Annotated in this window: 12 protein-coding genes and 1 pseudogene; 9 read left to right on the top strand and 4 right to left on the bottom strand. The window is 72.8% G+C overall.

Annotation, left to right across the window (positions count from 1 at the left end):
- Positions 1–95 precede the first annotated feature (95 nt).
- Positions 96–1280: a S1 family peptidase gene (locus AC2CHE_RS10340; RefSeq protein WP_484504682.1), complete on the top strand. Its 1185-nt coding sequence runs from the start codon at positions 96–98 to the stop codon at positions 1278–1280.
- Positions 1281–1320: 40 nt separating this feature from the next.
- On the opposite strand, the gene AC2CHE_RS10335 is transcribed toward AC2CHE_RS10340, so the two are convergent.
- Entirely contained in the window at positions 1321–2979 is a 1659-nt protein-coding gene (locus tag AC2CHE_RS10335) for a YbjN domain-containing protein (RefSeq protein WP_484504681.1), read from the bottom strand.
- On the bottom strand, positions 2976–3455 hold the full coding sequence (locus AC2CHE_RS10330) for a YbjN domain-containing protein (RefSeq protein ID WP_484504680.1): 480 nt from the start codon (positions 3453–3455) through the stop codon (positions 2976–2978). The genes AC2CHE_RS10335 and AC2CHE_RS10330 overlap by 4 nt, the downstream gene beginning before the upstream one ends.
- Before the next feature lie 112 nt (positions 3456–3567).
- Between AC2CHE_RS10330 and AC2CHE_RS10325 the strand changes: the two genes are divergently transcribed.
- The gene (locus AC2CHE_RS10325) at positions 3568–6015 is read left to right on the top strand and encodes an FtsK/SpoIIIE family DNA translocase (protein WP_484504679.1); all 2448 of its coding nucleotides are present in this window, start codon (positions 3568–3570) and stop codon (positions 6013–6015) included.
- A gap of 149 nt (positions 6016–6164) precedes the next feature.
- Here AC2CHE_RS10325 and AC2CHE_RS10320 read toward each other — a convergent pair whose 3' ends face one another.
- Together AC2CHE_RS10320 and AC2CHE_RS10315 are read right to left on the bottom strand one after the other, a co-directional pair.
- On the bottom strand, positions 6165–6392 hold the full coding sequence (locus AC2CHE_RS10320; protein WP_484504678.1) for a hypothetical protein: 228 nt from the start codon (positions 6390–6392) through the stop codon (positions 6165–6167).
- A 101-nt stretch (positions 6393–6493) separates the two neighbouring features.
- The gene (locus AC2CHE_RS10315; protein ID WP_484504741.1) at positions 6494–6808 is read right to left on the bottom strand and encodes a DMT family transporter; all 315 of its coding nucleotides are present in this window, start codon (positions 6806–6808) and stop codon (positions 6494–6496) included.
- A 76-nt stretch (positions 6809–6884) separates the two neighbouring features.
- Between AC2CHE_RS10315 and AC2CHE_RS10310 the strand changes: the two genes are divergently transcribed.
- From AC2CHE_RS10310 to AC2CHE_RS10280, 7 genes and pseudogenes are all read left to right on the top strand, one after another.
- On the top strand, positions 6885–7808 hold the full coding sequence (locus AC2CHE_RS10310; protein WP_484504677.1) for an ornithine cyclodeaminase family protein: 924 nt from the start codon (positions 6885–6887) through the stop codon (positions 7806–7808).
- Between the two features lie 55 nt (positions 7809–7863).
- Positions 7864–9351: a 30S ribosomal protein S12 methylthiotransferase RimO gene (gene rimO, locus AC2CHE_RS10305; protein ID WP_484504676.1), complete on the top strand. Its 1488-nt coding sequence runs from the start codon at positions 7864–7866 to the stop codon at positions 9349–9351.
- 71 nt (positions 9352–9422) lie between these two features.
- Complete coding sequence (gene pgsA, locus AC2CHE_RS10300) at positions 9423–10016, top strand: CDP-diacylglycerol--glycerol-3-phosphate 3-phosphatidyltransferase (RefSeq protein WP_484504740.1); 594 nt, start codon at positions 9423–9425, stop codon at positions 10014–10016.
- A gap of 59 nt (positions 10017–10075) precedes the next feature.
- Positions 10076–10579 (top strand): CinA family protein, encoded by a 504-nt coding sequence (locus tag AC2CHE_RS10295; RefSeq protein ID WP_484504675.1) that lies wholly within the window; start codon positions 10076–10078, stop codon positions 10577–10579.
- Between the two features lie 149 nt (positions 10580–10728).
- A complete protein-coding gene (locus tag AC2CHE_RS10290; RefSeq protein WP_484504674.1) occupies positions 10729–11187 on the top strand; it encodes a helix-turn-helix domain-containing protein in 459 nt (152 codons plus the stop codon).
- A gap of 184 nt (positions 11188–11371) precedes the next feature.
- A complete protein-coding gene (locus AC2CHE_RS10285) occupies positions 11372–12232 on the top strand; it encodes a PspA/IM30 family protein (RefSeq protein ID WP_484504673.1) in 861 nt (286 codons plus the stop codon).
- Positions 12233–12254: 22 nt separating this feature from the next.
- Positions 12255–12458 (top strand): annotated as a pseudogene (locus AC2CHE_RS10280) (phage shock envelope stress response protein PspM); the annotation flags it as partial.

Here is a 12458-nt window from a genome sequence, read left to right as displayed (position 1 = left end):
AATCGATTTGTCGGGTGCGAGTTCAACCGATCGCGCCTTTTGCCCGTACTCCGAGCCGGCAGGCGTGACCGCGCCAGCCGGGAGGAGCATGGCGGATGGACCGCAGACGATTGACAGCCATCGGTGTCGTGGTGGCGGCCGTGGGCGCGGCGGCGGCCGTCGCCCTGCCGTCGTTCGCCGGTGACGGTGGCGCGCCGGTCGGCGCACCGACCCGCGGGGTGGTCGAGGGCGCCGACCCGGACGTGGTCGAGGCGATGCGCCGGGACCTGCGGCTGGACGAGTCGCAGGTGGCCGCCCGACTGAAGACCGAACGCTGGGCCTCCGGGGTGGTCGACCAGCTCCGGGCGGATCTCGGCGCGGCCTACGGCGGCAGCTGGCTCAGCGCCGACGGCAGCGAACTCAACGTGGCGGTCGCCGACGAGGCACAGGCGCAGCGGGTCCGGGCCGCCGGGGCGGTTCCGAAGGTGGTCGAGCGTGGGGTACGCCAGCTCGACACCCTCAAGACGCGGATGGACCGTACCGCCGCCCGCGCCCAGCAGGTCTCCGGCTGGTACGTCGACGTCGCCTCGAACAACGTGGTGGTGCTCGCCGAGCCGGGCGCGGAAGCGGCCGGGTGGCGTTTCGTGGCCCGTGCCGGCGTGCCGCGAACCGCGGTGCGGATGGCCACCGAGGAACAGCCCCGACTCTTCGCCGACGTACGCGGCGGTGAGCCCTACTTCATCGGCAGCGGCCGTTGCTCGGTCGGCTTCGCGGTGGTCGGTGGCTTCGTCACCGCGGGCCACTGCGGGCGGGTGGGTGCCCGCACCACGGGTGCCGACCGGGCGCCGCAGGGCGTCTTCCGGGCCTCGTCCTTCCCCGGTGACGACTGGGCCTTCGTGCAGGTCAACAACAACACCAGGGTGCTGCCGGAGGTGACCGACTTCCGGGGCGGGGTGGCCCGGGTGGCCGGTTCGCAGGAGGTGCCGGTCGGTTCGTCGATCTGCCGCTCCGGCTCCACCACCGGAGTCAGCTGCGGCACGGTGCAGGCCCGCAACGTCACCGTCCGCTACCCGGAAGGGCTGGTCAGCGGGTTGGTGCGGACCAACGTCTGCGCCGAGCCCGGTGACTCCGGTGGCTCATGGATCTCCGGCAACCAGGCGCAGGGCGTGACCTCCGGTGGATCCGGCGACTGCGTTCGCGGTGGCACCACGTTCTATCAGCCGGTCAACGAGATCCTCCAGCGCAACAACCTGACGCTGCTCACCACGCGGAACTTCCGCGCTCTGAGCGGCCGGCGCTGATCCGCCCACCCGGCCGGGCGCCGTTCCGCACCCGGCCGGGTCAGGGCAGGGCGGCGACCGCCGCCGCGTACGCGACACCGGTGCGGACGGCCGCGTCGACCAGCACCGCGACCTGATCCGGGGCGACACCGTACGCCAGGTCTGTGGTCGACTCGCCGGCCAGCACCAGCGCACCGTCGCCCGGGTCGTGCACGTACGCCTTGGGGAGCAGCCGGTCCCGGTTCCAGGCGTTGCAGAAGGCGAACGCCTCGGTGCGCCGGGTCGCCGCCAGCCGACGCCCGGCCACCACCCGGGCGTGCAGGATGTCGTGGCGTTCGCCGGCCCGCCGGAACTGGATCACCGCGTCGTCCCAGCGTCCCAGCACCGTGCCGGCGACGTCGACGGTGTAGTCGTCACCCCGCCGGTCCAACGTATCGGTGATCATCGACACGGTCAGGGTGCCGATCTCGTCCGCGGCCAGCTCGGCGGCCCCGCTGTCTGCCCCCGGCAGGTTTCCGGGGCCGGGAACGCCGTCCGTGGCGAACCCGTCGGCCGACTCGAACTCCTCGTCGTCCGGCAGCGGCACCGGCGGGACGAGCGGACGCTCGGCCAGCCAGGCGGCGATCCGGCCGGACTGGTGGCCGGTGCCGTTGCGGGCGTCGAAACTACCGGCCAGCGTGGTCGCGACGGCGAGCAGTTCGGCACCGAGCTGACCCACCGTGACCTCGGCGGCCGGCCGTCCACCGTACGCCGGTCGGCGGACCGCCCGATCCGTGGTCATCTCGCCCGCCAGCGCGCAGACCAGCGCCCCCGCCGCGGCGAACTCCAGCACGGACAGATCATCGTGCGGTCGGTCCAGCCGGGGCAACTGCTCGACGACGATCTCCACACCGCGATCGAGGTGCCCGCCCAGTGCACAGAAGCGCAGGTGGGTGGCGAGATGGCCGAACCCGTCGGGTTCCGTCCGGTGCCGCCGGTACGCCCGCACGTGCGCCTGCCCAGCCCGCCGTGCGTGGCCCGCCCGCAGCCAGGGCAGCAGCGCCGCGGTCAGGGCCGCCTCCGGCTGGGCGGTGCAGCCGGCCGGCGCGTCGAGCAGGGGATCGAGCAATTCGAGCGCCGCCGCCCGGTCACCCCAGCCGGCCAGCAGTTCCGCCTGTCGCACCGGCAGGCAGTCGGGGCAGCCGGCAGCCGGGTCGGGTGCCCCGGCCCGCCAACGTGCCAGCCAGCGGCGGGCGGCGGGCTCGTCGCCCACGTGATCGGCGATCCGGCACCGCAACTGGGCCACCAGCGCCGCGTTCGCCTCGCCGCCTTCCTCGGCGAGTCCGTTCAGTACGCCGCGAGCCTGGTCGAGACTGATGCGGGGGGTGCCGAGCAGCGCCTCGACGGCGTACCGCCGGTAGCGGCGCAACCTGTCGTCGTCCGGCTCCGCCGCCCGCAGGCAACGCCGGACCGGCTCGAACAGCCGCCACCGTTCGCCGCCGCGCAGGTGCGTCTCGACCAGCTCGGACCAGGCGCTCAGCGCGGTACGCCGATCGCCGTCCGCCTCGGCGAGAGCGGCGACCCGTTCCAACTCGCCGACGCGCACCTCGCCGTCGGGCATGTCCCTCGCATCGGCGAGGGCGGCGGCGATCCGGTGGTCGGCGCGTACGCCATCGGCCGGACCGGCGGCGCCTCGCGCTCGGCTGCGGCTCCGGCGGGCGCCGGGGACCGGCCCGGTCACGGGTGCCCCGTCCCCGCGAGCCGGCCCACCTCGTCGGCCAGCCGACAACCGGCCGAGATGCCCCGGTCGAGCAGCCGTTCCAGTTGGTGCGCGGTGACGCCCCGCTCCAGATCGGTGATGACCTCGCCGCAGACCCGGGCCTGACCGGCGTCGTCGACGTGCACGAACGCCTTCGGCCAGAACCGGTCACGGTTCCAGGTGTTGCAGAAGTCGTGCAGCCACGGCACGTCCTGGACCGCGAAGGCGGGCGCCGCGACGGTACGCACCTGGAGCAGTTCACCGGCGTCTCCGGCGCGGAGGAACCAGATGTGCCCCTGCGCCCACCTGCCCACCAACGCACCGTCGGCGTCGCCGGCGACGGTGTGACCCCGGTTGTTCAGCACGGCGGCGACGAGTTCCCGGGTCAGCGGTCGCAGCGTCGACGGATGGCCCGCCAACGGGTCGCCGGCACGGTCCTCGAATTCCGGCGACCCCATCGGACGCTCCCTCGTGAGGCGAATATCACGGCAGGCGGCAGGGACCGCGCTGCGACACGCGGAGCGACCAGGATGACCGGCCGATCACCCGGCCCGCCGTTACGGTGATGCTATGGCGGGCCGTACCCCTCAGGCGAGTCGGCGGCGCGGCGCGTCGCCGCGTGGCAGCACGAACAGTCGTGCCCGCCAGCCGGCCAAGAAGACCGGGGCGCCGGTGGGGCCCCGCCCCTCGACGAGGGGGCCGGGCCCGGCCGCGTACGTCGGCCGGGCGATCCAGGCACTGTGGATGGGGCTGGCCCACGGGGTCGGCTGGGCGGTGCGCGCGGCGGGTCGGCAGGCCGCCTCGGCCCGCGATCTCGACCCGGAGCACCGCCGCGACGGAGCCGGCCTGCTGCTGATCGGTCTCGCCCTGCTCGGTGCGGGCGCGATCTGGTTCTCGGCGGCCGGTCCGGTCGGTGCCCGACTGGCCGACACGGTGCGGCTCTTCCTCGGGGCGATCTCCATCGTGGTGCCGGTGCTGCTGGGCATCGGCGCCTGGCGGCTGATGCGTCAGCCCGACGACCCCGAGCACCGGGGGCGCGGGCTGGTCGGTTGGGGGTCCATGTTGGTCTCCACCGCGGCGCTGCTGCACATCGGCCAGCAGCCGGCCGGCCCGGGCGAGCGCGACTTCGCCGGTGGCCTGATCGGCGCGGGCGTGGGCAGCGTGCTGGAGCACGCGGTCACCGCCTGGGTGGCGGTGCCGTTGCTGGTCCTGCTGCTGGTGTTCGGGCTGCTGGTGGTCACCGCGACGCCGATCAACAAGATCCCCGAGCGGCTCGGCCTCCTGGCCGGCGGGGTGGTCGGGCAGGACGAGACGGAGCCGGCGGAGGCCCCTGCGACGCCGACTCGTCGGCGTCCGACCAAGCGGGCGGCGCCACCGGCCGACCCGGACGAGTTCGACGACCTGGACGGCGCGGACCTGCAGGAGACAATGGTCCTGCCGCGCAAGGCGCCGTCCCGGGTGCCGGCCAGCCGCAGGCCCGCCGAGCCACCGGAGCACTCGCCCGCGCCGACCCGGGCCGAGCAGCTCGCGCTGACCGGCCTGGCCGGCGACTACACGCTGCCCCCGTCGAACATGCTCGGCAGCGGGGCCGCCCCGAAGACCCGCAGCAAGGCGAACGACGAAGTGATCGCCGCGCTGACCGGCGTCTTCGATCAGTTCGACGTCGACGCGGCGGTGACCGGCTTCACCCGGGGGCCGACCGTGACCCGCTACGAGGTCGAGCTGGGACATGGCGTCAAGGTCGAGCGGATCACCCAGCTCTCCCGCAACATCGCGTACGCGGTGAAGTCCCCGGACGTACGCATCCTGAGCCCGATCCCGGGCAAGAGCGCGGTGGGCGTGGAGATCCCGAACACCGACCCGGAGAACGTCGCCCTCGGTGACGTGCTGCGCTCGCGTGCCGCCACCAGCGACCACCATCCGATGGTGGTCGCCCTCGGCAAGGACATCGAGGGTGGCTACGTGGTGGCCAACCTGGCGAAGATGCCGCACATCCTGATCGCGGGGGCCACCGGCGCCGGCAAGTCGAGCTGCCTCAATTCCCTACTTATGTCCATCCTGACCCGAGCCACGCCGGACGAGGTGCGGCTGCTGCTGATCGACCCGAAGCGGGTCGAGATGACCGGTTACGAGGGGATCCCGCACCTGGTCACCCCGATCGTGACCAACGCCAAGAAGGCGGCCGACTCGCTGGATTGGGTCGTCCGCGAGATGGACATGCGCTACGACGACCTCGCCGCGAACGGGGTCCGGCACATCGACGACTTCAACCGCAAGGTGCGCAACGGCGAGATCAAGGCGCCACCGGGCAGCGAGCGCGAGATGCGCCCGTACCCGTACCTGCTGGTGATCGTGGACGAGTTGGCCGACCTGATGATGGTCGCCCCCCGCGATGTCGAGGACTCGATCGTGCGGATCACGCAGTTGGCCCGGGCCGCCGGCATTCACCTGGTGCTCGCCACCCAACGGCCCTCGGTCGACGTGGTGACCGGCCTGATCAAGGCCAACGTGCCGTCCCGGCTGGCGTTCGCCACCTCGTCCCTGGCCGACTCCCGGGTCATCCTCGACCAGCCGGGCGCGGAGAAGCTGCTCGGCCGGGGCGACGGGCTGTTCCTGCCGATGGGCGCCTCGAAGCCGGTGCGGATCCAGGGCGCCTGGGTCACCGAGCGCGAGATCAACGATGTGGTCAAGTTCTGCAAGGACCAGCGCGAGCCGGAGTTCCGTCCGGACGTGCTGACCCCCGCGCAGGACAGCAAGAAGAAGATCGACGAGGATATCGGCGACGACCTGGACCTGCTGATGCAGGCGGTCGAGCTGGTGGTCACCTCACAGTTCGGCTCGACCTCGATGCTGCAACGCAAGTTGCGGGTCGGCTTCGCCAAGGCGGGCCGGCTGATGGACCTGATGGAGACCCGGGGCGTGGTCGGTCCGTCGGAGGGCTCCAAGGCGCGTGACGTGCTGGTCAAGCCGGACGAGCTGGAAGAGGTCCTGGAGGGCCTGCGGGGCGGCGATGCCTGAGCCGACGTTTCGCTGACGGCAGTCGGGCAACGGCAACCGGGTCCTGATCGGCGACGTGGGGACGAGGGACGGAACGGGCCGTGGTGGAGCGGGACAGGCCATGGCAACGGCCCGCCGCTAAGCGCGGCGGGCCGTTGAGGTAGCCGGGATCAGAGTGCGCTGAGGACCAGCATGCTCAGCACCATGGCGACCACGTTCGCCGCGGCGGCGTACCAGCCGAGCGGCTTGTCGCCGAGCACCGCGCCGACGACGCCGAGGACCAGACCGATGACTCCGAAGAGGATTGGGTTGAGCAGTAGCGCGAGTACCGCGCACACGAAACCCACGATGGTGCAGATGCGGGCGGCGCTGGTCGAGCGGACGGTGCCGGTGGCCATGTCTTCCTCCAGGGGACGAGTCTCAGGTCTGCTGCCTGGATCTCTACCCACTGCGGACGTAAGTCACGCCCCACCGCCCACACGTCCGAGATCAACGCGCCTCAGTGGAACAGCTTGAGGCCGATCACACCGGCCACCACCAGCAGCAGGCTGAGCAGGCGGGGCAGGTTGGCCGGTTCGCCGAGCGCCACCATGCCGACGACGGCGGTGCCGACCGCGCCGATGCCGACCCACACGGCGTAGCCGGTGCCGACCGGGATCTCCCGCAGCGCGTACGCCAGGCCGGCCATGCTCAGCACCAGCGTGACCGCGAAGACCACCGAGGCGACGGGTCGGGTGGAGCCGGCGGAGTGGTCCAGGGCGATGGCCCAGGCCGTTTCGAGCAGTTTGGAGAGCACCAACACGAGCCAGGCCATCGGGTGCCGGGCCGTCCGGGTGAGACGGATCACCCGGGATGGAACTCAAGCCTGCTTCAAGCTTCACAATGGAGCCGTGACCGTGCTCATCTCCGATCGGGAGGTCGCCGCGGTGCTGGACGCAGCGACCTCGGTCGACGCGATGCGTCAGGCCCTGCTCGCCGCGTACCACGGGCGGCTCGTCGCCCCGCCCCGGGCCGCCGCGTCGCTCGGCGCCGGCCGGATGGTGCTCACCGCCGGGCACCTGGTCGGGCAGTGGTACGGATACCGGGCGTACGACACGTTCGGACACCCGGAGACCGGGCAGGTGGTGGTGCTGCACGACGGGCGGACCGGGGCGGTACGGGCCGTGGCCGTGGGGGAGGAGCTGGGCTCCCGGCGCACCGGCGCGCTGGGCGGGGTGGCGGTGAACGTGCTGGCCCGCAAGGACGCGGCAACCGTCGGCCTGATCGGCGCCGGCGGTCAGGCGTGGACCCAGGTCTGGGCCGCCGCCGCCGTGCGACGCCTGCGGGAGGTGACCGTGCACAGCCGCTCGACGGTGCGTCGGGAGGCGTTCGCCGCCCGGGTGCGGGCTGAACTCGGCATCTCGGCCCGCGCGGTGGACACCGCCCGCGAGGCGGTACGCGACCGGGACGTGGTGGTGTTGGCCACCAGCAGCCCGACACCGGTGCTGAGCGCCGCCGACCTGAGCCCCGGAACCCACGTGAACGCGGTCGGCTTCAAGCAGGTGGACCGCGCGGAGTTCGGCACCGACCTGCTCGACGCCGCCACCGTGCTGGCCAGTGACTCGGTGACGCAGGCGCGGTCGTACGCCCCGCCGATGCTCGCCGCGCTGCCGCCGTACGCCTCGCGGCTGGGCGACCTGGGCGCGGTGCTGGCGGGCACGGCACCCGGCCGCACCGGTGCGGACCAGATCTCGGTCTTCTGCTCGGTCGGTCTGGCCGGCACCGAGGTCTTCCTGCTCGACCGCGTGGTCCGGATGCTCGCCACGGCGGTCTGACCTACCGGCTCAGACCGCCGTCGCCGGTGCGGGCACCGCCGCCCGGTACCCTCGGATGGTGTCTGCCACCTCCTCGCCTTCCCCCGATGGTCGCCGGGTCGCACTGCTGACCCTGGGCTGTGCCCGCAACGAGGTCGACTCGGAGGAACTGGCCGCCCGCCTGCACGCCGACGGCTGGCAGGTGACCACCGACGGCGAGGGCGCCGACGTGGTGGTCGTCAACACCTGCGGCTTCGTGGAGAAGGCCAAGCAGGATTCCATCCAGACGCTGCTGGCCGCCGCCGACACCGGGGCGAAGGTGGTGGCCGCCGGGTGCATGGCCGAGCGGTACGGCCGGGAACTGGCCGACAGCCTCCCCGAGGCGCAGGCGGTGCTGAGCTTCGACGACTACCCCGACATCGCCGCTCGGCTGGACGCGGTGGTGGCCGGCCGGGAGGTTGCCGCGCACACCCCCCGCGACCGGCGTGAACTGCTGCCCCTGACCCCCGTCGCGCGCCGGGACAGCGCAGTCTCCCTGCCCGGGCACGGCCGCGGCGTCGACGTCGACGAGCACACACCGGCCCACCTGCGTACGGTGCTGCGTCGCCGGTTGGACAGCGGACCGGTGGCCTCGCTCAAGCTGGCCAGCGGCTGCGACCGGCGCTGCGCGTTCTGCGCCATCCCCGCCTTCCGGGGTGCCTTCGTCTCGCGTACCCCGGACGAGTTGCTCGCCGAGGCCGAGTGGCTGGCCAAGAGCGGCGTCCGGGAACTCGTGCTGGTCAGCGAGAACTCGACCTCCTACGGCAAGGACCTGGGCGACCCGCGCGCGCTGGAGAAGCTGCTGCCCCAGCTCGCCGCCGTCGATGGCATCGTGCGGGTGCGGGCCAGCTACCTCCAGCCCGCCGAGACCCGGCCCGGGCTGATCGAGGCGATCGCCGGCACGCCGGGGGTGGCACCGTACTTCGACCTGTCGTTCCAGCACTCCAGCGAGCCGGTGCTGCGCCGGATGCGTCGTTTCGGCTCCACCGACCGTTTCCTGGAACTGCTCGCCACCGCCCGGCAACTGGCACCGGAGGCGGGGGCGCGCAGCAACTTCATCGTCGGGTTCCCCGGCGAGACCCGGGGCGACGTCGACGAGCTGGTGCGGTTCCTCACCGAGGCCCGGCTCGACGCGATCGGCGTCTTCGACTACAGCGACGAGGACGGCACCGAGGCTGCCGGACTGCCGGGCAAGGTCTCCGCCGCCACCATCAAACGCCGGTACGACAGGCTCAGCGCGCTCGCCGACGAGCTGTGTTCGCAGCGGGCCGAGGACCGCCTCGGCTCGACGGTGGAGGTGCTCGTCGACTCGGTCGACGAAGGGGCTGTCGAGGGACGGGCCGCCCACCAGGCGCCGGAGGTGGACGGGTCGACCACCCTGGTCGCCCCCGACCGCGGCGGCGTCGACCTGGCCGCGCTGCGCCCGGGAGACCTCGTCCGCGCCACGGTGACCGGTACCGAGGGCGTCGACCTGCTCGCCGTGCCGGATGAGATGATCTCCGCCGCGCCCGACGCGGCGCGGTGACGGTGGGCTGGGACGAGGCGGAGGAGGCACGAGGTGCGGTGCCGGGTGCGCCACCGGAGCGGGGCGATTCGATGACCGGGGCGACGGAGTCGCCCCCGGTGCCGGTGGTGGCCCGGGTACCCGTGGTCAACGCCGCGAACGCTCTGACCGCGCTGCGGCTGGCGCTCGTACCGGTCTTCGCCGCCTCGGTGGTCATGTCGGGGATGACGCACGCTGGATGGCAGGTCATCGCCTGCGTGATCTTCGCCGTGGCCTCGGTGACGGATCTGGTAGACGGGTGGATCGCCCGGAGGTTCGCGCTGGTCACCGCCGTGGGAAAGGTGGCCGACCCGATCGCCGACAAGGCTCTCACCGGCGCCGCCCTGCTGCTGTTGTCCTGGTACGACCGGTTGCCCTGGTGGGTGACGACGGTCATCCTGGCCCGGGAGCTGGGGATCACCGCCCTGAGGTTCTGGGTGATCCGGCGCGGCGTGATCGCCGCCAGTCGGGGAGGAAAGATCAAGACCGCCCTCCAGGTGCTGGCCATCACCTGGTACCTGTGGCCGATGCCGGCCGCCCTGACCCCGATCGGTCCGTGGATCATGGGCGCGGCGGTCGCGGTCACCCTCGTCACCGGGCTGGACTACATCGCCCGGGCCACCCGGCTGCGTCGTACCCAGGGCTGACGACCGGCCACCGGCGTTGCGACGCGTGGATCACGCCCGCGCCGGCAAGGATGCAGATCATGGGTGTATGCGAGGGCGAGGGATCGATGGGCGCCGCGGCGGCGGGCGTGGTGCGCCGCCTCGCCGATCGGCGGGAGACGTTCGCCACCGTCGAGTCGCTGACCGGGGGCCTGCTGGCCGCCACGGTCGTGGAGATCGCCGGGGCGAGCGTCGTCTACCGGGGTGGGCTGGTGGTCTACGCCACCGAGTTGAAGCAACGGTTGGCCGACGTGCCGGCGCAGCTGCTGGCGGAGCGTGGACCGGTCGATGCCGACGTGGCGAAGGCGCTCGCCGAGGGGGGACGGCGACGCTGTGGCGCCGACTGGAGTCTGGCCACCACCGGTGTGGCCGGACCGGAACCTCAGGCCGGCAAGCCGGTCGGCCTGGTCTTCGTCGCAGTGGCCGGCCCGGACGGCACCGAGGTGCGGCAACTGAGCCTCGACGGTGGTCGCGACCAGGTGCGGGGTGCGGCCGTGACCGAGGCTCTGCGGCTGCTGGCCGACCATATCCAGGCTCCGACCTGACCCCGCTGCCGGCGGCGACCGTGGGACGACCGGGCGGGGCGGGATGTCGTGGCGGCGCACAACGGGTACGGTTGCGGGAAGGCTCCGACAGCCGGTGCTTTCGTGAGACCGGTCGGCCGGGCGAACTTTGTCCCTCAGGGGAGGTGCGAATGGTCCTGCTACGCCGGGTGATCGGTGACGCACTACGGGCGCGCCGGCAGGGGCAGCACCGCACGCTGCGTGAGGTGTCGTCCGCAGCCAACGTCAGCCTGGGCTACCTGTCGGAGATCGAACGCGGCCATAAGGAGCCCTCCAGCGAGCTGCTCGCGGCGATCTGCGACGCGCTGGGTGCTCGTCTCTCCGAGCTACTGCGCGAGGTCAGTGACACGGTCGCGCTCGCCGAACAGATGCCGGGTGTGCTGGTGCCGGTGCAGGACGAGCCGGCCGATTCGACGCCGGTCCCCGCCGCGTCGGTGCACAAGGCCACCGGCCGGGGCGTACGCCAGGTCACCTCGGACGGCAACGTCGCCGTCTCCGTGCGGCAGGGCTCCCCGCTCAAGGCCACGCTGCGCAGCGCCCGGGTCCGGCCCGCCGACCGCAGCGACCGGGACGTGGTCTGCGCCGCCTGAGCCTCGCGGCCGATGGTCGCGGTAGCTCCCGCCGCGTAGGGTTGATCGCGGACGTCCCCTCTCGCCGGTACGGATGCCGTGTTGGCGCCCGGCTGGGACGATGGAGCCACCATCGCCGGTAGCCGAGCCGCTTCCCCCGGGGGTGGGGCAGGCGCAGCGACGTGATTGAGGGGATACCGCGGAGATGGCGAACCCGTTCGTCAAGGGGTGGAAGTACCTGATGGCGCTGTTCGGCGCCCGCATCGACGAGCACGCCGACCCGAAGGTGCAGCTCCAGCAGGCCATCGACGAGGCGCACCGGCAGCACCAGGCGCTCGTTCAGCAGGCCGCCGCCGTGATCGGCAACCAGCGGCAGTTGGAGATGAAGCTGTCCCGGCAGATGTCCGACGTCGAGCGGTTGCAGGCGAACGCCCGCCAGGCGCTGGTCCTGGCCGACCAGGCCCGGGCGAAGGGCGACGAGACCGAGGCCGGGCGGTACGAGCAGTCCGCGCAGACCCTGGCCACCCAGTTGGTCAACGTCGAACAGTCCGCGGAGGACCTGAAGACCCTGCACGACCAGGCGCTGGCCGCCGCCGGGCAGGCCCGCCGGGCGGTGGAGAACAACTCCATGATCCTTCAGCAGAAGCTCGCCGAGCGCGCCAAGCTGCTCAGCCAGCTGGAGCAGGCCAAGATGCAGGAGAGCGTCGCCGCCTCGCTGGAGTCGATGTCGGCGCTCACCGCTCCCGGCAGCACCCCCACCCTCGACGAGGTACGCGAGCGCATCGAACGTCGCTACGCCAACGCCATGGGCCGCGCCGAACTGGCCGGCAACTCGACCGAGGGTCGGATGCTGGAGATCCAGAAGGCGACGCTGGACACGGCCGGCTCCGCCCGGCTGGACCAGATCCGCGCCGGCATGGCCGGCGAGCAGCTCGGCACGGGCGCTGACCGTGGTGCGGTCACCGACCAGCCGGCCACTGCCGATCCGGGAGTGGCCCGGCTCGACGAGATCCGCGCCAGCATGAGCCGTGAGCGCGGCACCGGCGACACCACGGCCGCCGGCTGAGCGGAGAATCGAGGAGGCGACGGTGGCAGCGGACGAGCGCACCCGGTATTTCCGCCGGCTGAGCAGGTTGCGCGGCTCCGCCCGCCGGTGGAGCGTCCTGGCCGGTGGGCTCGGCGGCGCGACGGCGGTGCTGACCCCGTACGCCGGGATCGGTCTCGCCGACGCGGCCTGGGCCGCCGCCGCGGGCGCGGCCACCGCCCTGGCCGCGTGGCGCTGGGTGGACCTG

The organism is Micromonospora sp. ATLC16, assembly GCF_057196645.1.
This window is presented reverse-complemented; position numbering and strand designations above follow the sequence as displayed.

Excerpts from the sequence above, each read along its gene's own strand:
- AC2CHE_RS10340 (WP_484504682.1), top strand. The coding sequence starts at position 96 with ATGGACCGCAGACGATTGACAGCCATCGGTGTCGTGGTGGCGGCCGTG.
- AC2CHE_RS10330 (WP_484504680.1), bottom strand. The coding sequence starts at position 3,455 with ATGGGGTCGCCGGAATTCGAGGACCGTGCCGGCGACCCGTTGGCGGGC.
- AC2CHE_RS10325 (WP_484504679.1), top strand. The coding sequence starts at position 3,568 with ATGGCGGGCCGTACCCCTCAGGCGAGTCGGCGGCGCGGCGCGTCGCCG.
- AC2CHE_RS10320 (WP_484504678.1), bottom strand. The coding sequence starts at position 6,392 with ATGGCCACCGGCACCGTCCGCTCGACCAGCGCCGCCCGCATCTGCACC.
- AC2CHE_RS10315 (WP_484504741.1), bottom strand. The coding sequence starts at position 6,808 with ATGGCCTGGCTCGTGTTGGTGCTCTCCAAACTGCTCGAAACGGCCTGG.
- rimO (WP_484504676.1), top strand. The coding sequence starts at position 7,864 with ATGGTGTCTGCCACCTCCTCGCCTTCCCCCGATGGTCGCCGGGTCGCA.
- pgsA (WP_484504740.1), top strand. The coding sequence starts at position 9,423 with ATGACCGGGGCGACGGAGTCGCCCCCGGTGCCGGTGGTGGCCCGGGTA.
- AC2CHE_RS10295 (WP_484504675.1), top strand. The coding sequence starts at position 10,076 with ATGGGTGTATGCGAGGGCGAGGGATCGATGGGCGCCGCGGCGGCGGGC.
- AC2CHE_RS10290 (WP_484504674.1), top strand. The coding sequence starts at position 10,729 with ATGGTCCTGCTACGCCGGGTGATCGGTGACGCACTACGGGCGCGCCGG.
- AC2CHE_RS10285 (WP_484504673.1), top strand. The coding sequence starts at position 11,372 with ATGGCGAACCCGTTCGTCAAGGGGTGGAAGTACCTGATGGCGCTGTTC.